Genomic DNA, 22,307 nt, shown 5'->3' with positions numbered 1-22,307 from the left:
AGTCCCACTAGAAGCTAGAAGTGTGGACAACAGCCTTACTTCTAATTTTAGCCTAGAGAAGCGGCCTTGCTGACCAAAGGTACCAGCTACTTTTGACCTCTCTCCAGCTTTGGAAGATCTCTACCCCACGCCTGCCAGAGACTTTACGTAGTCCCCTAGTCCGCAGTGGGGGCCCTCAGCCGCCCGTACTTCTCCAGGCTCTAGCCCTGGCAATACCCTGCCGTAGGCTACCTAGGTGACAACTGCAAGTATACTACAACCCTCCCCCGTCTGCACTGCCCTTCCCCTCGCTCGCCTGCAGAGCAGTGGGGATGCAGTCGCTACAAAAGCCTGCTGGGTGATAGAACAAAGTCAGTGACAGCGGGGGGGTTGTGACTCAGGAAAGCCAGTTGAACCGCATTTTGGCGGCTGCTTTGCTGGTGGTTTGCCTAATTGCGGCCCTTGTCGGCAGTAGACGCCCTGCAGCCGAGTTGGCTCGAGGGGGAGCTCCTCAAGGGGCAAGTCGCATCGAGGTGGTCGCTCTCGAGGGTCCTATCGGCGGCTTGCGCCGCTCAAGCTTGGTGGGCTTGCCCACCTCCCCTTTAGAGCAGCTGTGGGAAGCGGTTGACGATAGCGCTGTCAAGGCTGTCCTGCTGCGCATCAACAGCCCAGGCGGGGCCGTGGGATCCAGCCAGGAACTCTACCGTGCCGTTACCACCCTGCGCGAAGCCGGCAAGCCTGTGGTGGCCGTCCTGGAGGACATTGCCACCAGCGGCGGTTACTACGTGGCCAGTGCTGCCGACAAAATCTACGCCAACCCCGGCACCCTGACTGGCAGCCTAGGGGTACTCATCAGAGGCCTTAACTTTAGCAAGCTGCTCGACACTTACGGCATAGAGCCGCAGACCTTCAAAACCGGTGAGTACAAGGACATGCTCTCCCCCTTTCGCCCTGCCACTCCCCAAGAGCGGCGCCTGCTGCAAGAGCTGGTGGAGAATACCCTCGACCAGTTTATTCGCGATGTGGCCCGCGGGCGCCAGCACTTGCCGGAAAAAGGGGCGGAAGAGGTGCTGGATGCGGAGATGATTGCGCGGCGGCAGAGTTTGGATGAGGTGCGACTGCGCCAGTTGGCCGATGGGCGCCTCTTCACCGGAGCGCAGGCGGTGGAGCTGGGCCTAGTGGACGCCTTGGGGGGGTATACCGAAGCCGTGGAGGATCTGCGGCGGATGACCGGGGATCCCTCTCTGTCGCCGGCAACCAGAGACCCGTTCCAACGCGCCCTGCAGCGGCTATTGAGCCAAGGGCTGCCTCCAGCAGGGCAAAGCTTCTGGCTGGGTCAACTGCTGGGAGACGAGGAGGCTGGCGGGATCCCAGAGCTGCCGCTGTTGTGGATGGCGCCGGCCTGGACTTTGCGCTAAATCTAACCTTGGCCGGGTGTGAGGGTGAGTTGTGGATCAACAAGAAGTGTCCACGTTGGGCGACGCTTCTGCTTTGACCGCGGTTGCGGCGCCGGGAGCAAGGACAGACTCCTGGACGGCGTTTAACCCGGAGCTAGAGCTGCTAACCAGCCGCGCGTGGGTGGAAATTGACGCAGCCCAGTTGCGAGAAAACCTAAGGCTGTTGCAAGCCCGCCTAGGCCCAAACGTCGAGATCTGGGCGGTGGTCAAGGCCAATGCCTACGGCCATGGAGCTCAGCTAGTGGCTCCTCTGCTGGTGGCTGCTGGGGCCAAGGGGCTATGCGTGGCTACGCTGGCCGAAGGGATCGAGCTGCGCCAGACAGGCCTACAGGCGCCGATCCTGATCCTGGGCGCTTTGAATACCTGGGCGGAGCTCCAGCAGGCCATGGCAGCGCGGCTGGAGATTAGCCTTACCCGCGCCGAGCAGATCCCCCTGCTGCGCCAGGTGGCCTCCTGGGCCGGGCGGCCCGTTCCAGTCCACGTTAATGTCGATACCGGCATGACCCGCCTGGGGATCCCTTGGCAGGAGGCTGCCGCCGTCTGGAGGCAGATCTGCCGGATCCCTGAGCTAGAGATCTGTAGCCTATTCTCCCACTTTGCAACGGCAGACGAGCCCAACTCGCCGGCAATGGCCCAGCAAGAGGCCCGTTTTGCCCAGGTGGTAGAGCAGATCCGCCAGGCTGGGGATCCCTTGCCGCCGTTGCATCTGGATAACTCCGCCGCCGCCCTCACCCGCCTTCACTACTCCCGCGTGCGGCTGGGGCTAGTCCTCTACGGCTTGTCTCCTGCTCCTCACCTGCAGGTGCCTGGGCTTAGACCCATCCTGCGCCTTAAAGCGCGGCTGACCCACATTCAAACGGTGCCTGCCCACACGGGTGTCAGCTACGGCCATCGCTACATCACCCGCCGTCCCAGCCGCATTGCCACTCTGGCCATTGGCTATGCCGATGGGATCCCAAGGCGGCTTTCCGGCTGGCTGCGAGGGTGGGTGCGTGGCGGCCTGATCCAGCAGGTGGGCACCATCACCATGGATCAGTGCATGTGGGACGTTACCGAGAGGCCGGATATCCAGGTGGGAGACGTGGTGGAGCTGTTGGGCCCCCATCTGGGAAGCATGGGCTTATCGATCCAAAACTGGGCCGATCAGCTGGGCACTATCCCCTACGAGTTGCTTTGCGGGCTTTCTGCTCGCCTGCCAAGGGTGCTAGTCAACGCCTGAGCCTGCCACTGGCGCAAGCTCCCACCAGTTAGAGAATTCCCGTCCCCTGGGGCTTTTTCCTGAGCTTGCTTCTTTTCCTCTGGTTTGAAGAACTCACGTCCCTTGCTCGAAAGGCCAGAAGAAAGCCGCTGCTCCTTGTAATCTGCCTCAATTTGTGAGACAATTAGAAAACTGTGCTTTTGCTTGCACGGCTCTTGTCGTCTATCTGGCCAATTAGGGGATAGTATGGTACACACGCTATCTGGCCAATTAGGGGATAGGTCTCTGGCTCTAATCGGGATCCACTGCATCCTAGAGCTGTACGACTGCCCGGCCCACCTCTTGGATGATGTCTCCCTGGTGCAGCAAGCCTTGCGGGAGGCGGCAAGACGCTCCAACTCCACCCTTTTGGGTGAGCTTTACCATCCCTTTGAGCCGCAGGGGATCACGGCGCTGGCCCTCTTAGGAGAATCCCACATCTCCATCCACACCTGGCCTGAAGTGGGTTATGCGGCGGTGGATGTGTTTACCTGCGGGCGCCATACGCGGCCTGAAGCAGCCTGTGAATATTTGATTGAGGTCTTTCAAGCGCGACGGCATTCGCTGCGCAAGCTGCCTCGCCGAACCACGGAGCCGGCGTCCCTTGAGGAAGTGACGCCCTTGCCTGAGGCAGTTAGTTGTGAAACAGCTAGACGAAGGCGCTGAGATTGCACCACCTTTGCCAAGCTACCCATGAACCTACCAAGGAACTTCTTCTGGGCCCAGGAGTACTTTACCCCCTGGAGCTACACTGCCTTTGCTATTACACGCGTCCTGGCCTACCGAAAGACCCCCTTTCAGGAAATGCTGATTGCTGAGATGGGGGCCTATGGCAAGGGCTTGATGCTGGATGGGCATTGGCAGTCCACCACGCTGGACGAGTTCCTTTACCATGAGGCGCTCGTCCATCCCGCCCTTCTCCAAGTTGTCCAGGGGGGTGGGATCCCTCGGCGCGTGCTTGTACTGGGGGGAGCGGAAGGGGCAACGCTGCGGGAGGTGCTGCGCTGGCGCTCGGTGGAGCAGGCGGTGATGGTGGACATCGACGGAGAGGTGGTGGAGGCCTGTCGGGAACACTTGCCAGAAATGCACCAGGGGGCCTTTGAGGACCCGCGGGCGCAGGTAGTGATTGCCGACGCTTTCGACTTTCTCCAGGAGACAGAGCCGGTTTGGGACGTCATCCTCTCCGATCTTTCGGATCCTGTGGAAGCTGGCCCTGCCGCCCGCCTCTTTACCCAGGAGTTTTTCTGCCAGATCCGCTCCAAGTTGCAGCCCGGTGGAGCTTTTGCCCTCCAGGCTGGGCCGACAAGCCCCTTGGAGTTGGAGCAGCACACCCGCATCGTTCACACCCTCAAAACCGTGTTTGCTGCTGTGCAGCCCTACGCCATCTACGCCACCACCTACGGCGGGCCTCTTGGATTTGCCCTAGCAGCTCAGGCTCCTATCCCCTCCAGGCCGGAGCCGGAACAGATCGACCAGCTTCTGGCTCAGCACTTGGATCCCAGTCGAGGGGAACTGCGCTTCCTCGATGGCACTGCCCTCCTGGGCCTTTACCAGGTTCCTGTCTATGTGCGCCGCGCCATTGCCGCTGAGACCACCGTCTACACCCTAGACAACCCTCCTCAGGTCGACTAAGTCGCTGGTAAAAATGGGCTCCTGAGGTATTTGTCTTTGGTGCCATAACTTGGTAGATTCGTGAACAGGCGAATTCCGCTTCCCCAATGAGAGTTTTAGTTATTGGTGGTGACGGATACTGTGGCTGGGCAACGGCCCTGTACCTATCCAACAGGGGCTACGAGGTGGCCATCCTCGACTCGTATATCCGCCGGCTTTGGGATCTGCAACTGGGAGTTTCTAGTCTGACACCCATTGCCCAGCTTGAGCAGCGGGTGGATCGCTGGAAGGGGCTGACTGGCAAGGATATTCCCATCTTTGTTTGCGATGTTACTAACTACCAAGCCCTAATTTCCTGCATGCGCCGCTTTGAGCCAGAGGCTATTGTGCACTTTGGCGAGCAGCGCTCTGCTCCCTTCTCGATGATTAGCCGCGAACATGCGGTGATGACCCAGGTCAACAATGTGGTGGGCACCCTCAACATCCTCTATGCCATCAAGGAGGAATTTCCCGACTGCCACCTGGTGAAGCTGGGCACCATGGGTGAGTACGGCACTCCCAACATTGACATCGAGGAGGGATACATCACCATCGAGCACAACGGCCGCAAGGATACCCTGCCCTATCCCAAGCAGCCGGGATCCATGTACCACCTCTCCAAGGTCCATGACAGCCACAACATTCACTTTGCTTGCCGCGTCTGGGGCCTGCGGGCTACCGACCTGAACCAAGGGGTGGTGTATGGCGTGCTCACGGAAGAAACAGGCATGGACGAGGTCCTGATCAACCGCCTCGACTACGATGGCGTGTTTGGCACAGCCCTCAACCGCTTCTGTGTTCAGGCAGCAGTCGGCCATCCGCTAACAGTCTACGGCAAAGGAGGCCAGACGCGCGGCTTCTTGGATATTCGCGACACCGTGCGTTGTGTGGAGCTGGCCATCGCCAATCCTCCTGAGCCAGGCCAGTTCCGGGTGATGAACCAGTTCACTGAACAATTTAGTGTGGAGCAGCTAGCAGTGATGGTGCAAAAGGCTGCGGCTGCCATGGGCTTGAAGGTGGAAATCCAACACCTGGAGAACCCCCGCGTTGAGCTGGAAGAGCACTACTACAACGCCAAGAACACCAAGCTTCTAGATCTGGGCCTTCAGCCTCACTACCTGTCGGATTCGCTGCTGGATTCGCTGCTTAACTTCGCCCTCAAGTACAAGGACCGGGTGGATGTGCGGCAGATTCTACCTAAGGTGAAGTGGAGAGGCTAGCCTTCTAGACAGGCCTGGGCTACACTTAGCCAGCCGCGGGCCAAGTTTTCCAGGTTATACCCCCCTTCTAGGCCAAAGACAGCCTTAGAGGTTACCTCTTTCAAGCAAAGACGGGTCATGCGACCAAAGTCTTCCGGCTCTAGCAGCATATCGGCCAAGGGATCCCCTTTGGCACAGTCAAAGCCGGCACTCACCAGCAGCAAATCGGGCTGAAAGGCTTTTAGGAAAGGCAGAACCTTCTCCTGCAAAGCTTTTTCGTAGGCCGACCAGTCGGATCCTGCAGGCAGAGGTACGTTGCAGAGGTTGCCGTGGATCCCGGTTTCCTCGGCCAGTCCTGTGCCGGGGTAGAGAGGAAACTGGTGGATGGAGGCATAGGCCAGTTGGGGATGGCGCTCCACCACCGCCTGGGTGCCGTTGCCGTGGTGTACGTCCCAATCAAAAATGGCTACCTGCCTGACCCCTGACTGCTCTAGTGCCCACAGGGCGGCGATGGCGGCGTTACTGAAGAGGCAAAACCCCATTGCCCGCTCCGGCTCAGCGTGATGCCCAGGCGGACGACACAGCACCAAAGCTGGCTGTCCTGTGGCCAAAGCCGAGGCCGCTGCAGCAATCCAGCCGCCCACTGCCCGCCGCGCTGCTTCAAAGCTGCCTGGAGAGACAACTGTATCGGCATCAAGGTAACCCCCACCTGCTGCCGCCAGCTCGGCCACCTGTTGGATATGCCGAGGCGAGTGGACCCGCTCCAGCTCCCCCAGCTCAGCCAAGGGGGGATCCCGCCACTCCAGTTGGTTGGCAAAGGGAGCCTTGTGCAGGGCTTTGAAAATAGCTTGCAAGCGGGCCGGGCGTTCCGGATGAAAGGGACCTGTATTGTGGCTAAGAAAAGTTTCGGAATAGTAAACGGGCAGCATTTAAGGCAGCGCCTTCGCAGTGTAGCTAACCCTCCTTCTACCCGTAGAACACCTCCGACATCGCTGCTCCCACGTAGGGATCTTCAAAAGAGTCCTGTTGCAGCTTCTGCTTGACCACATCCCGCACCACCGAGCGGAGCAACTCCAGTTCTGAGGGGCTAAGCTGGTCGCGGCTAGGGCATTCATCGGCAGGCAGCAACCTATAAGCAGGGGGAACCCGGTTGAGAATCTGCTGCAGCAGGGATTCCCGCTCCTTGGCGTCATGAAACACTTGCTGGTGGGGGTGCTCGGTGCAGAGTAAAGTTTCCAGTTCTGCCAATGCAAGGTACTCGATGATATTCACCAACATTTTTTCCATCAGAACTTCCCTCCTAAGAATCTCGGCCGCTTTTAAACAAGCATTAAACAAAGGGCACTAGCTCCTACTTCTCCCCTGCTCTTGCCACTGGACTTTCCCCTAAAGGCTTGACATTCAAGCCAAAGACAGATCAGCCCCCCGCTAGCGAGAAGCTGTCGTCAATTATTAACCTTGTGCTCCTGCTGGCATTACCGCCAGCGGGAAATTATCGGCGTTTTGGAAAGTGCAGAGTGGGAACTTTAACAAAGACTATAGAAACTCTTCTGCACCTGGAAACAAGGGTCTTACTACTCCTCGGCGTTTATGCTAGCACGCAACTATGTAGGAAACTGTGGAACTATTAAAAACTTTACGTGCTTCACATATTTCTTGACAGCCGACTAGGGAAAACCGGCAAAGCCCTAGTCTGAAAGGTCGACCCGCAGAGCTAGGGATCTAGCCGGCTAAAGGCAACTCAACCCGTTCGGCTTGGATCCAAAAAGACTCCAGGTCGTAGTACTCCCTTTCGTTTTGCATCATCACGTGGACGATGAGATCGGCGTAGTCAATGAGGATCCACGAGCCTGAGTCTTGACCTTCAATGCGCTGCGGTGTCCGTTGCCACTCCTCCCAAAGCCTTTCCTCAATTGCCTGGGCAATGGCGCGCACTTGCGTCAGCGAGTAGCCACTGACTAGAAGAAAGTAGTCTGCCAGTGTGGAAACCCGAGATACATCCAGCAGGACAATGTCGCCACCTTTTTTTTCTTCCGCTGCGCGAGCTGCACTCAGCGCCATGCGATAGACGGGATCCCTGGCACGGGCAGGCATGAGCTGTAGCAACTAAGACCCTCCTGAAACGACGGAAAGAACTGGAGACGCAGACCTCTGGAAATCCTTTTGATCCAAAGGATGGAGCAGGAAATAATTGCGAGTCATGAGGGTGCGTGGATGAACCACCTGATTCCGGTTTAGCAAAAATCTCAGGCTTAGATCGCAAACTCCCACCACAGCTTTAGATAAATCTACAAAAGCCAGGCGTCGCAACTGCTCCAGCTCTGGGCTGCTGCCGCGGTTGGGTTCCAGAGCATCGGCTACAAAAACCACACAACTAAGCGGATCCATGCCGGGCTGGCCTAGGGTGTGGTTGGCGATGGCCGCCAAGATCTCCGCATCCTGCACCTGAAACTGTTCCCGCGCCAACAGGGAGCCCACCTCGGCGTGGAGGATGTGGGGCTCAGCCCGTTCAATCTCGTCTAGCTCCCGCTCCCGAGCTACCCGCTGCAACAGTTGCTCCGCCGGGAAAGACTTAGCTAAGTCGTGCATCAGACCTGCCCAAGCGGCTTTCTCCTCATCCAATCCGTAGTGAGCCGCCAGTTGCCGGGCCATTGCCTCGACTCCCAAGATGTGGCGCAGGCGGGGAGGAGGCACCCGCTCCTGCAGCCAGGCCAACACCTCCTCGCGCCGCAAGGCTAGGTTAGTCATTTTGCAACTTCAACACTGCCATAAACGCCTCTTGGGGCACATCCACTGTTCCCAGTGCCTTCATGCGCTTTTTCCCTTCTTTTTGCTTTTCCAGCAGCTTGCGCTTGCGAGTTACGTCTCCCCCGTAGCACTTGGCCAAAACATTTTTGCGCAGCGCAGGGATAGTTTCGCGGGCAATGACGCGCGAGCCAATCGCCGCTTGGATGGGCACCTCAAACTGGTGGCGTGGGATGAGCTCGCGCAACTTAGCCACTAGAGACCGGCCCACCTGAAAGGCTTTGTCCCGATGCACAATCGTGGAGAGAGCGTCCACCGGCTCGCCATTGATGAGGATATCCAAGCGCACCAGATCGTCAGCCCGATAGCCCACCATTTGGTAGTCCATGCTGGCGTAGCCGCGGGTGCGAGATTTCAACTGGTCAAAAAAGTCAGTGATCACTTCCGCCAGAGGCAATTCGTACACCAGCGTCGTGCGGCCCTGAGCCAGATACCTCATATCCTTAAAGATGCCGCGCTTAGTCTCGCACAGCTCCATCACCGCGCCAACGAATTCCTCCGGCAAAATCATCTCCACGCGGACAATGGGCTCCTCAATGCTAAGGCGCTCGTTGGGAGGAGGCAGCTTGCTGGGGTTATCAACCCGGAGCACCGAGCCATTGTTGAGGGTAACTTGATAAACCACCGTTGGGGCTGTAATCACCAGGTCCAGGTCGTACTCCCGCTCTAGCCGCTCCTGAACCACCTCCATATGGAGGAGGCCCAAGAAACCACAGCGGAAGCCAAAGCCCATGGCAGGGGAGACTTCCGGCTCAAAGTGGAGAGCGGCATCGTTGAGCTTCAGCTTTTCCAAGGCCTCTTTGAGTTCGGCGTACTGATCCGAGTTGCTGGGGAAAAGTCCGCAGAACACCATTGGCTTGGCTTCTTTGTAGCCGGGCAGAGGCTCGGGAGCCCTGCGATGAACGAGGGTGATGGTGTCCCCCACGCGGGCGTGCTCAACACTCTTGATGGCAGCGGCAATGTAGCCCACTTCCCCGGCGTGGAGAGACTCAACCGGCTCTTGGTGGGGGCGCATCACTCCCAGCTCAGTAACCTCGTACTCCCGGCCAGAGGCCATGAAGCAAATCTTGTCCCCCCTTTTCACCTCCCCATCCACAATGCGCACATAGACAATCACACCCCGGTAGGGATCGTAGTAGCTATCGAAGATCAAAGCCCGCAAGGGATCCGCTACCGTATCCTGCGGCGGCGGTACCCGCTGCACAATAGCCTCGAGAATCTCTGAGATACCGAGGCCCACTTTGGCAGAGGCTAGGATTGCCCCGCTGCAGTCAAGGCCGATCACCTGCTCGATCTCGGCAATGACTCGCTCGGGGTCGGCGCTAGGCAAGTCAATTTTGTTAATGACGGGGATAATTTCCAGGTTGTTCTCCAAAGCCAGGTAAACATTGGCCAGGGTTTGGGCTTCCACACCTTGAGAAGCATCCACCACCAACAGCGCCCCTTCACAGGCAGCCAGCGAGCGGGAGACCTCGTAGGAAAAATCCACATGCCCTGGCGTATCGATGAGGTTGAGGACATAGTCCTGGCCGTCTTGGGCACGGTAGTTCATGCGGGCCGCCTGTAGCTTGATGGTGATGCCCCGCTCCCGCTCCAGTTCCATGCTGTCTAGAAGCTGCGGCTTCATCTCGCGGGCTGAGACGGTGCCGGTTGCCTCCAGCAGCCGGTCGGCAAGGGTAGACTTGCCGTGATCAATGTGAGCAATGATGGAAAAGTTGCGAATGCGGGAGACGGGGACGTCAGTCATAGAAACCCAGTCAGGGCAAAGATTTTTTACAATGCTAGCTTGTTTGTCCCTCTAGCTAAGCCAAGCTTATCCAGCAGTCGACCACTGTGGCCCGCACTCCTGGCGCAAGCAGGGCTTAGCCACCTGGGTGGGGGTGAAGGCTAGCTGACAAACCAGGGTTAAGGTTTGTTGCATAGTAGGTAGTAGGGTGCCCCTTCGCGCTACTTGGAGGCAGCCCTCTTGGCGCAAGGCTTGGGGTAGCGGGCCGTAATGACTCCCCTAGAAGAAGCGGCGGAAGCGGCGGCTAGGCTGCTGGTGTTTCGGGACATCTGCGCCCATCCCCTGGCCCTAGCCTGGCAGGAGCTCATTCAGCAGTTGATGAGCGGGGATCCCTTGCCCTGCTGGAGAGCCTATGGGCGTTGGTTTGAGCTTTTGGCCCAGCAGGGCTTGAGCTGGCGGGAGTGGCTGATCCGGGAGATCCGCTGGGCCGATAACCCTTTCTCGCGGGCGGCGCTGCAACCGCAAGGGATCCCAGCACCCCTTCTGCAAGCGGCCCGCCACGATCTCCGTTGCCTGCAAATCCTAGCCAATAGCCAGGAGACGATCGCCGAGCAAATGCAGGCGCTGGGCCTAGGGATCTCCTGGCCAGATGAAAACAGCAGCAGCTCTGGCTGGGATCCTCGCCCCTTGGCCGATTGGGGCCAGAGCCTGGAGGCCTTGATTGCCCACTACCGCCAAGCAGGGGCAGGGCTCTGTGGCCGCTATTGGGCCTTTCGCTGGGGGCCAGCAGGGCTAGAAGGGATCCCTGCTCCCGACTTGCCCGAATGGGAAGAGATTTACGGCTACGAACAGCAGAAACAGCAGCTGGCCGCCAACACCGAAGCGCTGCTGCGGGGGGATCCGGCTTTGCATGTGTTGCTCTACGGAGCGCGGGGCACCGGCAAGTCTTCGCTGGTGAAGGCGTTGTTGCGCCGCTACGGCCCGCAGGGACTGCGCCTACTGGAGCTAAGACCCAGAGACTTGATGCAGTTGCCGGAGATCTTGGCGGAGCTGCGACAGCAGGCGCTGCCCTTTGTCTTATTTGTAGACGATCTCTCCTTTGAGGCGGACGAAACCGAGTTTAAGCAGCTCAAAGTGCTCTTGGAGGGAGATCTTGTTCCACCGCCGCCCAATGTGCGCCTCTATGCCACCAGCAACCGCCGCCACCTTATCCGCGAGTTTTTTGGCGATCGTCCCAACCCCCAAGATCAAGAGATCCACGCCTGGGATACGGTGCAGGAAAAGCTGTCGCTGCGGGATCGCTTTGGCCTTACCCTTACCTTTGCCCCTTTTAGCCAAGCCGACTATCTGGCTACGGTGGAACACTTGGCGCAGCGGCTGGGCCTCTCTCAGCCTTTAGATACCTTGCGCCGCCAAGCGCTGATCTGGGCTCAGCAGCAGAACGGCTTCTCCGGTCGCACCGCCCGCCAGTTTTTGCAGGCCCTGCAGGCCGGCCTGGTGGAAGTTGGATAGCCCCAAGCCGGTGGATTTTTTCCGTTGCCGCGATTGCAAACTGCCTTGCAAGGAAGATCCGGGCTACAGCAGCCACTCGCAGGCCCGCTCTCCCACCCCTTGCAAATTCAGAGGAATGGCCACCGCCTTGCCTATGCGAGGTTTCTGGCGGGTAGCCTCAATTTCTCGCCGCACCGTTTCCCACACACCCCAAGCCTGCAGATGGGCCATCACCGACTCCAGGCGAGCCAGATACTCGACTTCCGTCAAGGGGAAAGAGGGCTGCTCTAGGTAGCGCCACATCACCAACAACACCACCCTACCCCCCAAGCGGCGCAGCTGCACGTCGTAGGAGCAGCCCCACTTCTCCCGCAGCAAAGCTTGCAACTCGGATCCCCTCATAGGTTGGCTTGGATGCATCGGCCTCCCCCTCGAGCTGCTCCTAGCTTTGCATTTCTTAATGAAATTGGCTAGGGGGCTCGGTTAGGATGGTGTCGTTTGTCAACGAACGTTAAAACTTCTCAGGCTTTCCTGACCATTATGACCGAAGCGATGAGCAACCTTGAGGCGCCCCCCATGAGCCGGCGGGTTCTCTTGAACGCCCTTCTCAGCGGCTCGGTGGGGGTGGTGGTCGTGGGTGCCCTCTACCCGGTGGTGAAGTATTTCATTCCTCCCTCTGCCGGTGGGACAGGGGAGGGGGTAATTGCCCAAGATGCCCTCGGCAGGCCAATTCGCGTCAGCGAGCTGCTAGCTACCCACGCGGCTACGGACCGCGTCCTGGCCCAGGGCTTGAAAGGGGATCCCACCTACATCGTGATCGACAATGGAGCGGTGGCTAACTACGGCCTCAACGCCGTCTGCACCCACCTCGGCTGCGTGGTGCCCTGGAATGCAGGAGAAAACCTCTTCAAGTGCCCCTGTCACGGATCCCAATATGCAGCCAATGGCAAGGTGATTCGGGGACCGGCTCCCCGTTCGTTGGAGCTAGTCAGCGTCACGGTGGACGGCGACAACATTCGCTTTAGCCCCTGGCAGGGCCCCGATTTCCGCGAGGCCTAAACGCGCCATTGCAGGGCTGGCGGTGGCGAGAGGAAAGCCTGAAGAGGGCACGGCGTTGGTCTTAGCCGGAGCGTCCACAGGCTCTCGAGGAGAGGGCGCAAAAAGCTTTTGCAGAGCTTTTGCAGATTGGAATTGCAATTTTGAGTTGAGCTTATGAAGCGAATTTTTTTCTTGGCCTTGTGTGCGCTGCTGCTAATGGTCGTAGCATCTCCGCCAGCAGCAGCCTACCCCTACTATGCCCAGATGGCCTACGATAACCCCCGCGAGGCAACGGGGAAAATTGTCTGCGCCAACTGCCACCTGAACGCCATGCCTGTCCGGGCTGAAGTGCCGCAGGCGGTTACCCCCGGTCAGGTGTTCACCATTAAAGTTGGGATTCCCTACGACCTAAGCAAGCAGCAGGTGCTAGCAGATGGCAGCAAGGGCGGCTTGAATGTTGGCGCGGTGGTGATCTTGCCAGAGGGCTTCCGCCTGGCCACCGAGGAGGAAATGACCGAAAAGCAGCGGCAGGAGACCGCTGAGACCTACATCACTCCCTACAGTGACCAGAAGCCCAACATCCTCCTGGTGGGGCCGTTGCCCGGTGAGCAGCACCAGGAAATCGTCTTCCCGGTGGTAGCCCCTGACCCGAAAGAGGATCCCTCAGTGGCTTTCATGAAATATCGGGTTTACATTGGCGCCAACCGGGGCCGTGGCCAGATCAACCCCGATGGCAGCCTCAGCAACAACAACGTCTTCCGCGCTCCCGCCACCGGCCGCCTGACCAGCATCGCCACTATCGAGTCGGATCTTAGCGACCTGCCGGCAGAGCTGGCCGCCCTGGTGCCACCCGAATACGAGTTGCCAGGCACGCGAGTGCTCAGCTTCGAAACTGAGAACGGTATCCAGCATCTGGTGGTGCCGCCGGGGCCGGAGTTGGTGGTTAACATTGGCGACAGCGTCAAAGAAGGGGATCCGGTTACCAACAACCCCAACGTGGGCGGCTTTGGCCAAGTGGAGCGGGATCTGGTGCTGCAGAGCCCGGATCGGGTGAAGTGGATGGTGGCCTTCCTGGCGGCAGTGGCTATCACTCAGCTCCTCTTGGTACTCAAGAAAAAGCAAGTGGAACTTATTCAGGCGGCAGAACTTTTGGGCTAGCCCCACCCTTCCCATTATTCCCAGCACCCCGGAACCAGCCGGGGTGTTTTTTCTAAGGAATCCTCAGCTCTCCCACCATCACCAGCACTGCCTGCCCGGCAATCTCCACCCGAGCGCCGAGATAGCGACACCAGAGCTCACCCCCCCGCGTCGAGAGCTGCCGCACCCTGAGCTCAGTTCGACCCAGCCGCTCCGACCAATAAGGCGCCAACAGACACTGGGCAGAGCCGGTTACGGGATCCTCCGGAATCCCCAAGCGGGGGGCGAAAACGCGGCAAACAAAATCCGCTCCCTCCTCTGAATCTGCTCCGGCAGCGGTAACGATTAACCCGGAGACAGGGAGCGCCTCCACCTGAGCCCAATTCGGCTGGACTTGCCGCACCTGCTGCGCCGAAGCCAGCACCGCTACCCCCATGCTGCCGCGGTACAACTCTAGAGGAGGGATCCCCAAGGCCGCCGCCACCTGTTCTTGCGCTTCCAGCCAAGGTTGGGGAGTCTGGGAGGGGAAATCCATCGCTAGCCGCTTTCCTTGCCGCCGCACCAACACCTGGCCACTGCGGGTGGAGAAGGCCACCTCCTGAGCTTCTGGGTGAACTTCGCTCAAGAGCACATGGGCAGCAGCTAGGGTGGCGTGCCCACAGAGATCCACTTCCGTTGTGGGGGTAAACCAGCGCAGGCTGTAGTGGGGGAGGCCATCCCAGGATCCCTGGGGCAGCAAAAAAGCTGTTTCCGACAGATTGTTCTCTGCCGCAATTGCCTGCAACAGCTCCTGCGGCAGCTCCTGGGACAGCAAGCAAACCGCTGCCGGATTGCCCCTAAAGGGCACTGCCGTAAAGGCATCCACCTGAAACAAGGGAATTCGCACCGCCTCTCCTCCCCCAAAAGGCGCAGAGGAAGTCGGGAGATCCACACCCAACCGCCTCGTCTGTCGTTGCAGCTATTGTCAGGCTGCAGAGCTGACTGATAAACTAGCACTCGGAAGCCGAGAGTGCTAAAGCCTCAACGGATGCAAGTTTAGTTGACTCCTCAATCACCCTTTGACTTCCTGCCATAGGCATCACGGAGGACACTTGGTATGGCTGCAGTAACGCTGAACGTCTCTACGCTAAAGCCGCTGGGCGACCGTGTGCTGGTGAAAGTTGCTCAGCAGGATGAGAAAACCGCAGGCGGGATCTTTTTGCCTGACACTGCCAAAGAGAAACCCCAAGTAGGGGAAGTGGTTGCGGTCGGTCCTGGCAAGCGCAATGACGATGGCAAGGTTATTCCAATAGAGCTGAAAGTAGGCGACAGAGTGCTCTACTCCAAGTACGCCGGCACGGAGGTGAAGCTGGGTACCGAGGAGTATGTGCTGCTAGCTGAGCGGGACATCCTTGCCATTGTTCAGTAGTTCTAGCAAGAGGCAGCAAGTGCTGTAAAAGAGACCAACTGCTGCTAGCTTCTAGCTTATCCTTCGTTGGCTGACCGTTGGAGGTTGACTATGGCTAAGTCGATTATTTTCAGCGAAGAAGCCCGTCGCGCTCTTGAACACGGCATGGACATTTTGGCAGAGGCCGTAGCCGTTACCCTTGGCCCCAAAGGGCGCAACGTGGTGCTGGAGAAAAAATTTGGCGCACCCCAGATTGTTAACGATGGGGTAACCATTGCCAAAGAAATTGAGCTGGAAGACCACATTGAAAACACGGGAGTTTCTCTCATCCGTCAAGCTGCCTCTAAAACCAACGACATCGCTGGCGACGGCACCACTACAGCTACGGTCTTGGCCCACGCCATGGTGAAAGAAGGGCTCAAGAACGTGGCTGCTGGCGCCAACCCCATTGCCCTCAAGCGCGGCATTGACAAGGCGGTGAAGTTCCTAGTGGACAAAATTGCTGAACATGCCCGCCCAGTAGAAGACTCCAAAGCCATTGCCCAGGTGGCGGCCATTTCCGCTGGCAACGATGAGGAAGTGGGCCGCATGATTGCCGAGGCCATGGAAAAAGTGGGCCGCGAGGGGGTGATCTCCCTAGAAGAAGGCAAGTCCATGACCACCGAGCTGGAAGTGACGGAGGGGATGCGCTTTGACAAAGGCTACATCTCCCCCTACTTCGTCACTGACACGGAGCGGATGGAGGCGGTTCTGGAGAACCCCTACGTCCTGATCACCGACAAGAAGATTACCCTGGTGCAAGACCTGGTGCCGGTTCTGGAGCAAGTGGCCCGCGCCGGTCGTCCGCTGCTGATCATTGCCGAAGACATTGAGAAGGAAGCCCTGGCCACCTTGGTGGTGAACAAGCTGCGGGGCGTGCTGAGCGTGGTGGCGGTGAAAGCGCCCGGCTTTGGGGATCGCCGCAAGGCCATGCTGGAGGACATCGCCATCCTCACCGGCGGCGAAGTGATTAGCGAGGAGCGCGGCCTGAAGCTGGAGAATGCGCGTCTTGAGTCCTTTGGCTCGGCTCGCCGCGTCACGGTAACCAAAGACCACACCACCATTGTGGCGGAGGGCAACGAAGCGGCGGTGAAAGCCCGTTGCGAGCAAATCCGTCGCCAAATTGAAGAGACCGACTCCACCTACGACAAAGAAAAACTGCAAGAGCGCCTGGCCAAGCTAGCTGGCGGTGTGGCGGTGATTAAAGTGGGCGCGGCCACCGAAACGGAAATGAAGGATCGCAAGCTGCGCCTGGAAGATGCCATCAACGCCACCAAGGCGGCAGTAGAAGAGGGGATCGTCCCCGGCGGCGGCACCACCTTGGCCCACCTAATCCCGGTGGTTACGGAGTGGGCGCAGGCCAACCTGTCTGGCGATGAGCTGGTGGGGGCTATGCTGGTGGCCCGTGCTCTGGGCGCTCCGCTGCGCCGCATTGCCGAGAACGCCGGCCAGAACGGCTCGATTGTGCTGGAGCGGGTGAAAGAGAAGCCCTTCACGGTGGGTTACGATGCCCAAAACGACGCCTATGTGGATATGTTCGAAGCGGGTATCGTTGACCCAGCCAAAGTCACCCGCTCTGCCCTGCAAAACGCTGCCTCGATTGCCGGCATGGTGCTCACCACCGAAGCTATTGTGGTGGACAAGCCCGAACCCAAGAACAACAAGCCAGCTGGCGGTGGCGGCGGCGCGGATGACTACGACTACTAATCCTCCGGCCCGAAGAGGCGGCAGCTTCTCCAGTTAGCAGAGAGTCTGCTGCCTTGCCAGGGCAAAGCTGACTGCTTTTGGGATCCCAGGTGGGATCCCTTTTCCTTCTCCCAGGGGGCCCAGAGGAGAAGGCAGCGTGGCACGGTTAGTCTGCATTGGCCTAGATCTGGCCTGGTCAGCCCGCAACCCTTCGGGGGTGGCGACGCTGGAGGTGGAGATTCGGGATCCCGCCATTCAAAACCTGACAGGCTGCCTGCTGGACAGCCGCCTCCTGGGGACCAATGAGGAAATTGTGGACTACATCCAAGCCCAAGCTAGAGGGGATCCCTGCCTGGTGGCAGTGGATGCCCCCTTGCGCGTTCCTAACTTGAGGGGCCAGCGGCAGGCAGAAGCCGAGCTCAACCGTGTGTTTCGACCCTACGCTGCTGGCGCTCACCCGGCCAACCGCCGGCTTCTGGAAAGAAATGGCCAGGTGCGAGGAGAAGCGCTGGTGCAAGCCCTCGCCCGCTATGGCTTTCAGGAGCAGGCCAGCATCGAGCAGGGGCGCTTGGCCCGTCAGGTTACTGAAGTCTTCCCCCACAGTGCCATCGTGAGCCTGTTTGGCCTTAGCCGCAGCCTCCCCTACAAGGCGCGTCCCCGCCGCAGCTGGCAGGAGCGAGAACAGGCCTGGCGGCTGTACCAGCAACATCTGCGCGCCTTGGCCAGCACCGATCCCTCTCTGCAGGGCCACGAGCCCCTGCTCCAAGTGGAGGTGGGATCCCTTAGAGGCCGCCAGCTCAAAAACTACGAAGACCAAGTCGATGCCTTGATGTGCGCCTACATCGCCCTCTACGGCTTCCGCTGGGGATCCCAGCGCTGCCACAGCTTCGGAAGTCTGCAGGAAGGGCACATCTTCACACCCCTGCCCAAGAGGCTAGTCGACCCCAAAACTTTCTCTGGCTTTAGAGACCTCCTTGGCGGCATGATTAATTAAGGGATCCTCTTGCTAAAGAGGAAAGAAATGAACGTCCAACTGGGCCGCAATCGACAGGCAAGACGGGCTTACGGACTGGATGAGATTGCGCTGGTGCCGGGCAGGCGAACCCTGGATCCCAGCCTGGTGGATACCCACTTCACTATAGGAGGGATCCAACGACCCATCCCCATCATTGCCAGCGCCATGGATGGCGTGGTGGATGTCAAGATGGCGATTTTGCTCTCCAAGCTGGGGGCTTTTGGAGTGCTGAACCTAGACGGGATCCAAACTCGCTACGCGGATCCCGACGAGGTGCTGGAGCAGATTGCCGCCGTTGGCAAAGACGAGTTCGTCCCCCTGATGCAGCGCCTCTACAGCGAGCCGGTCAAGCCAGAGCTAATCCAAGAGCGCATTCGCCAGATCAAAGCTGCCGGCGCCATTGCTGCCGCTAGCTGTGTGCCCGCCCACGCTGCCCAATACGGCCCCCTGGTCGCGGAAGCGGGGGGGGATCTGTTTTTCGTCCAGGCCACTGTGGTTTCCGTCCACCACAAGGTGCCTGAGGGCATGCAAAAGCTCGATTTGGCCCAGTTCTGCCGCTCTATGCCCATTCCCGTAGTGGTGGGCAACTGCGTCACCTACGAGGTGGCCCTAGAGCTAATGCAAGCAGGAGCAGCGGGGGTCCTGGTGGGCATCGGCCCGGGGGCCGCTTGCACCTCCCGCGGCGTGCTGGGGGTGGGGGTGCCACAGGCTACCGCGATTGCCGACTGTGCTGCCGCCCGCGACCAGTTCCTGGCCGAAACCGGCACCTACGTTCCCATCATCGCCGACGGCGGCCTGGTTACCGGGGGTGACATTTGCAAAGCCATTGCCTGTGGGGCCGATGCAGTGATGATCGGATCCCCTTTGGCCCGCGCCTATGAGGCGCCCGGTCGCGGCTTTCACTGGGGTATGGCCACTCCTAGCCCCGTCTTGCCCCGCGGCACCCGCATCCGCGTGGGATGCACCGGCACCCTGGAAGAAATCTTGTGCGGCCCCGCCCGCCTCGATGACGGCACCCACAACCTCTGGGGTGCTCTGCGCACCAGCATGGCTACCCTGGGCGCTGCCAACCTCAAGGAAATGCAGCAGGTGGAGATCTGCATTGCCCCTTCCCTGCTCACCGAGGGCAAGGTGTACCAGAAAGCCCAGAGCCTGGGCATGGGGAGATAGCGCCCGCCAATGCTAAACTCAGTAGCCGGGATCCCCAAGGGCGGTTAGCTCAGCGGTAGAGCGCCTGCCTTACAAGCAGGATGTCACTGGTTCGAGTCCGGTACCGCCCATCCTCATCCAGGCTGGCAGCTTGGGGGATACACCCGCTAGCCAGGGCCGGATCCCTGGGGTAGAGTAATGGGTGTGGAGCCTGAATTATCTAGCCCTGGGGATCTCGCATTGAGTCTGGCTCAAAAAGTGTGTAAAGTGGTAGACGGTATGGACTGGGGCTGTACTATGTTGTTCTTCTAAAGTCCGCAATTGTCAGGCTCGCTCTCGAGGTAGACGGCCTGTTACTTCTAGAAGGCACTGCTACAGCCAAGACAGGTGTGAGGACAGAGAACAAGGAGAGAAACATGCCCGCAAAACACGCGAACTACTGGAAAACGCTGCTGGCTGGGACTCTAGGTGCAGCGGCAGTCTTGACCCCTGGGGTGGCCTATGCCCAAGCGACGGGGCCTGTCACCTCCATCTCTGAACTTTCGGATGTGCAGCCTACTGACTGGGCTTTCCAGGCGCTGCAATCTCTGGTCGAGCGTTACGGCTGTATTGCCGGCTACCCCGACCGCACCTTCCGCGGCAACCGGGCCATGACCCGCTATGAGTTTGCCGCTGGGATGAACGCCTGCTTGGATCGCATCAACGAGCTGATCGCTGCTGGGCTGGCCGACAAGGTTTCCAAAGAGGACTTGGCTACGCTGCAGCGGCTGCAGGAGGAGTTTGCGGCTGAGCTGGCGGCTCTACGGGGGCGGGTAGAGGCAGCAGAGGCCGATATTAACGACCTCAAAGGCAAGGTCTTCAACCCGGTTACCAAGTTGAATGCCGAGGTGATTACGGCTATTCTGGGCAGCGCCCTGACAGAGGATCGGGTTGTTGGGGGAAGGGTTGTGGCTGAGCAGGACCAAGCCAACATGACCCTGCCCTATCGGGTGCGGCTGAACTTCGACGCCTCCTTTGCTGGCCGCGACCGTTTGCGCATCCGCCTGCAGGCTCGCGATGCGGTAACCGCCTTCTTCTCTGGGGATCCAGGCGTTGGCTTCCAAGGGGGTGGCGGTGGCACCTTCACACTGGCCCAGTTGCTCTATCAGTTCCCTGCCTTTGACCGCGCTGCCACCATCTACGCCGGCATCACGGGCACAGGGGTGTCCAGCGTCCTTCAATACAGCGTTCCCTTCGACGCCCTTTCTGAATTTGCCGACCTTCCCAAATCCACGGGAGATGTGCCTAGTGGAACGCTGTTTGGCTTCCGCTATCGTCTCAGCGACCAGCTTCGCTTAGCCTACGCCTACAGCACTCGCGGCGCCCAGGACTTAGGCAGAGGCTTTGGTGACAGCGGTTTGACGGGCAACGACAGCGCTCACACGGTGGAGCTGGGCTTTTTGCCTACAAAAGAGCTGGAGTTCTACCTGCAGTTTGCTACCACCTATCTGCAGGATGCCACAAAAGGCCCCAGCTTCTTGGCCACCGGCAGTAACCTCTTCCGAGGGCCGCTGCGCCGGAATGAGGTAACCACCTCTGCGCAGGTCAATGCCTTTACGGTGGCCGCTAAGTGGGATGTAAGTCCACGGATTACGGTGTCCGGCTGGTTCACCGCTGGCAATGTCGATTACAACCTGCCTAATGTGGTACCGGCTGGCACTATCGATCCAGGTGACGAAGGCTTCAACGGCTGGCTGTTTGGCTTTGTCTTCCCGGATCTGTTCGTGGAGGGTGCCAAAGGTGGTGTGGTCTTCGGCCAGCCAATCGTGACCACTGACAATTCTGGCGTGTGGGATACCCGCCCCTTCGTAGTGGACGTCTACTACAGCTTCCCGGTCAATGAGTACATTACCTTGACACCTGCTGCCTATTTTGTAAGCAACCCCAACGGCGGCAGGCCAGGAGACAACGACCCAACCATTGGTGTGGGCGCTCTGCGGGCAGTGTTTACCTTCTAACCCCTTGCTGTCCTGCCTAGGTTAAAAACAACTTAGGGATCCGCGGCGACGGATCCCTTTTTTGCTTCCCAAGCCTTGCCGCTCTGAAAGACTTATACAACGCTGGACAAAAGCGGACTTTTGCTCCAGGTTGACGCTTTCTTCCTGCTTTCACGACCCGTAGCTAGTGGCAGAGTTTACCCCTACCACCCCGCCAGAGGGATCTCCACAGGCGTCACTTCCCCGCGAGCTGCAGGTAGGTGCTACGAGCCCCCATAAGGCACACCGGCTAAAGACGGAGCCAACTTTAGCCTAGGCAAAGTGCCTACCAGAAAAGATGTACTCGCAAGCCTACTAGCTCAGCCCATCTCCGTCAAGGCAGGAGGTTGGTCATGCCACAAAGTGGCTGATTGTCCAGTGAATCAAGGACTAGAGGAGAGCCCTCGCCCTGGGATCCATTGAGGAAGTTGGAGGGGGCGCCGGGAAGCTAGGGGTTACAAAAAGGGCACTAAGCCGGATCTGCCCAGGTCTCTGCCACAGGCTCGGTGTGGGTGTGGGAACAGCGGGCACAGCCATACACCCATGCCTTGGTTACAGGGGTGGGAGCACCACACTGGCCGCAGGGCAAGCCTGCCAGGGGGCGGATGCGCCAGTAGCCGGGAGTGCCGCAGGCTGGGCAGAGGCTTTGGGCTTTGGCAATGAGGTTTTGGGTGGCTGCCGCGATGACCTGCAGGCGGGTTGGGTTGTACAGGGCCCGCATGTCGGTTTCCAGGTGCAGCCCCTGCTGCCGGGCCAGCAGCTCCTCCACCACCTGCCTCAGGGTTGCTTCGTCTTGGATCCCTTTGTGGATTTGGGGGTTTTCCGGCTGGTCGAGGGCGATCAGGGCATGCTCGGGGGAACCAACTTTTTGGGCAAAGTCAAGCGCTTCCGCAAAACTTTGCACCCAGCGATGGCTGAAATTGGTTGGGGTACTTTCTGCATAGCCCATCAGCTCCAAGGGATCCGCGCCGGATTCAAAAACCTTGAGCATGACCCATTCCTGGTTCCAAGGCATCCAAGGGATCTGGGGATGGGGGCCGAAGGATCCCTCGCTGGCCGAAACCAAGGGGGCAGGGTAAGCTTGGCGGGCTCTCTCGATCTTTAGACGTAGGGTGTGGAGGGGATCCCCTGGCCGGGGGCGCTCCCGCGAGAAGGTGCCGAATTGGTCGGTGCCTAGAGGTATCACCTGCACCTGGATCCCCAGATGCTCGGCCAAGAGAGGGGCAATCACCTCCTCTTTGCGATGCAGGGTTGCCAAGTAGGCAATCCGACCCTTCCAGTCCATAGAGGTGCTGCA

21 protein-coding genes and 1 tRNA gene are annotated in these 22,307 nt (G+C 59.3%); 14 read left to right on the top strand and 8 right to left on the bottom strand.

The features are described 5' to 3' along the window. Positions 1-371: 371 nt before the first annotated feature. The 5 genes from sppA to NW808_RS05825 all read left to right on the top strand — a co-directional run bounded on the left by sppA (position 372) and on the right by NW808_RS05825 (position 5,543). Positions 372-1,397, top strand: a complete 1,026-nt coding sequence (sppA, locus tag NW808_RS05845; RefSeq protein ID WP_414420590.1) for a signal peptide peptidase SppA — start codon at positions 372-374, stop codon at positions 1,395-1,397. A 31-nt stretch (positions 1,398-1,428) separates the two neighbouring features. Next, the gene (alr, locus tag NW808_RS05840; RefSeq protein WP_414420589.1) at positions 1,429-2,655 is read left to right on the top strand and encodes an alanine racemase; all 1,227 of its coding nucleotides are present in this window, start codon (positions 1,429-1,431) and stop codon (positions 2,653-2,655) included. Between the two features lie 225 nt (positions 2,656-2,880). Continuing rightward, positions 2,881-3,339, top strand: coding sequence for an adenosylmethionine decarboxylase (gene speD, locus NW808_RS05835; protein WP_414393840.1), 459 nt, complete (start codon positions 2,881-2,883; stop codon positions 3,337-3,339). A 27-nt stretch (positions 3,340-3,366) separates the two neighbouring features. After that, on the top strand, positions 3,367-4,305 hold the full coding sequence (locus tag NW808_RS05830; protein WP_414420588.1) for a spermidine synthase: 939 nt from the start codon (positions 3,367-3,369) through the stop codon (positions 4,303-4,305). A gap of 86 nt (positions 4,306-4,391) precedes the next feature. Next, complete coding sequence (locus NW808_RS05825) at positions 4,392-5,543, top strand: NAD-dependent epimerase/dehydratase family protein (protein WP_414393836.1); 1,152 nt, start codon at positions 4,392-4,394, stop codon at positions 5,541-5,543. On the opposite strand, the gene NW808_RS05820 is transcribed toward NW808_RS05825, so the two are convergent. The 5 genes from NW808_RS05820 to lepA form a co-directional block, all read right to left on the bottom strand. Continuing rightward, on the bottom strand, positions 5,540-6,451 hold the full coding sequence (locus NW808_RS05820) for a histone deacetylase (RefSeq protein ID WP_414420587.1): 912 nt from the start codon (positions 6,449-6,451) through the stop codon (positions 5,540-5,542). The genes NW808_RS05825 and NW808_RS05820 overlap by 4 nt on opposite strands. Positions 6,452-6,488: 37 nt before the next feature. Then, positions 6,489-6,809 carry a hypothetical protein gene (locus NW808_RS05815; RefSeq protein WP_414420586.1) on the bottom strand — a complete coding sequence of 107 codons (321 nt, stop codon included), beginning with the start codon at positions 6,807-6,809 and terminating at the stop codon, positions 6,489-6,491. A 435-nt stretch (positions 6,810-7,244) separates the two neighbouring features. Then, positions 7,245-7,616, bottom strand: a complete 372-nt coding sequence (gene rsfS, locus NW808_RS05810) for a ribosome silencing factor (RefSeq protein ID WP_414393830.1) — start codon at positions 7,614-7,616, stop codon at positions 7,245-7,247. Between the two features lie 12 nt (positions 7,617-7,628). Continuing rightward, a complete protein-coding gene (yqeK, locus tag NW808_RS05805; protein ID WP_414412142.1) occupies positions 7,629-8,270 on the bottom strand; it encodes a bis(5'-nucleosyl)-tetraphosphatase (symmetrical) YqeK in 642 nt (213 codons plus the stop codon). Beyond that, entirely contained in the window at positions 8,263-10,074 is a 1,812-nt protein-coding gene (lepA, locus tag NW808_RS05800; RefSeq protein ID WP_414393826.1) for a translation elongation factor 4, read from the bottom strand. Before lepA ends, yqeK begins: the two co-directional genes overlap by 8 nt. A gap of 249 nt (positions 10,075-10,323) precedes the next feature. Here lepA and NW808_RS05795 point away from each other — a divergent pair, with 249 nt between their 5' ends. After that, positions 10,324-11,565: an ATP-binding protein gene (locus NW808_RS05795; RefSeq protein ID WP_414420585.1), complete on the top strand. Its 1,242-nt coding sequence runs from the start codon at positions 10,324-10,326 to the stop codon at positions 11,563-11,565. A 63-nt stretch (positions 11,566-11,628) separates the two neighbouring features. On the opposite strand, the gene NW808_RS05790 is transcribed toward NW808_RS05795, so the two are convergent. Continuing rightward, positions 11,629-11,946 (bottom strand): DUF3067 family protein, encoded by a 318-nt coding sequence (locus NW808_RS05790; RefSeq protein WP_414420681.1) that lies wholly within the window; start codon positions 11,944-11,946, stop codon positions 11,629-11,631. Between the two features lie 138 nt (positions 11,947-12,084). Between NW808_RS05790 and NW808_RS05785 the strand changes: the two genes are divergently transcribed. Continuing rightward, positions 12,085-12,603 (top strand): cytochrome b6-f complex iron-sulfur subunit, encoded by a 519-nt coding sequence (locus tag NW808_RS05785; RefSeq protein ID WP_414420680.1) that lies wholly within the window; start codon positions 12,085-12,087, stop codon positions 12,601-12,603. A 153-nt stretch (positions 12,604-12,756) separates the two neighbouring features. After that, positions 12,757-13,740 (top strand): apocytochrome f, encoded by a 984-nt coding sequence (locus tag NW808_RS05780; RefSeq protein WP_414393822.1) that lies wholly within the window; start codon positions 12,757-12,759, stop codon positions 13,738-13,740. Between the two features lie 52 nt (positions 13,741-13,792). Here NW808_RS05780 and NW808_RS05775 read toward each other — a convergent pair whose 3' ends face one another. Next, positions 13,793-14,605 carry a PhzF family phenazine biosynthesis protein gene (locus NW808_RS05775; RefSeq protein ID WP_414420584.1) on the bottom strand — a complete coding sequence of 271 codons (813 nt, stop codon included), beginning with the start codon at positions 14,603-14,605 and terminating at the stop codon, positions 13,793-13,795. Between the two features lie 210 nt (positions 14,606-14,815). Here NW808_RS05775 and groES point away from each other — a divergent pair, with 210 nt between their 5' ends. The 6 genes from groES to NW808_RS05745 all read left to right on the top strand — a co-directional run bounded on the left by groES (position 14,816) and on the right by NW808_RS05745 (position 20,992). Continuing rightward, positions 14,816-15,127, top strand: a complete 312-nt coding sequence (groES, locus tag NW808_RS05770; RefSeq protein ID WP_414393818.1) for a co-chaperone GroES — start codon at positions 14,816-14,818, stop codon at positions 15,125-15,127. Positions 15,128-15,217: 90 nt separating this feature from the next. After that, positions 15,218-16,852, top strand: a complete 1,635-nt coding sequence (groL, locus tag NW808_RS05765; protein ID WP_414393817.1) for a chaperonin GroEL — start codon at positions 15,218-15,220, stop codon at positions 16,850-16,852. Positions 16,853-16,988: 136 nt separating this feature from the next. Further along, entirely contained in the window at positions 16,989-17,825 is an 837-nt protein-coding gene (locus NW808_RS05760) for a DUF429 domain-containing protein (protein ID WP_414420583.1), read from the top strand. Positions 17,826-17,852: 27 nt separating this feature from the next. Further along, positions 17,853-19,016: a GuaB3 family IMP dehydrogenase-related protein gene (locus NW808_RS05755; RefSeq protein WP_414410903.1), complete on the top strand. Its 1,164-nt coding sequence runs from the start codon at positions 17,853-17,855 to the stop codon at positions 19,014-19,016. Positions 19,017-19,054: 38 nt separating this feature from the next. Further along, a tRNA-Val gene (locus tag NW808_RS05750) sits at positions 19,055-19,126 on the top strand. 285 nt (positions 19,127-19,411) lie between these two features. Then, a complete protein-coding gene (locus tag NW808_RS05745; protein ID WP_414420582.1) occupies positions 19,412-20,992 on the top strand; it encodes an iron uptake porin in 1,581 nt (526 codons plus the stop codon). Between the two features lie 487 nt (positions 20,993-21,479). Here NW808_RS05745 and NW808_RS05740 read toward each other — a convergent pair whose 3' ends face one another. Then, positions 21,480-22,295: a DUF6671 family protein gene (locus NW808_RS05740; RefSeq protein ID WP_414420581.1), complete on the bottom strand. Its 816-nt coding sequence runs from the start codon at positions 22,293-22,295 to the stop codon at positions 21,480-21,482. Positions 22,296-22,307: the final 12 nt, after the last annotated feature.

The organism is Synechococcus sp. W70.1 (genome assembly GCF_047461515.1).
Classification (GTDB): domain Bacteria; phylum Cyanobacteriota; class Cyanobacteriia; order Thermostichales; family Thermostichaceae; genus Thermostichus.
Note: the sequence above shows the minus strand (reverse complement) of the source record. Positions and strands in the feature narration are given on the sequence as shown.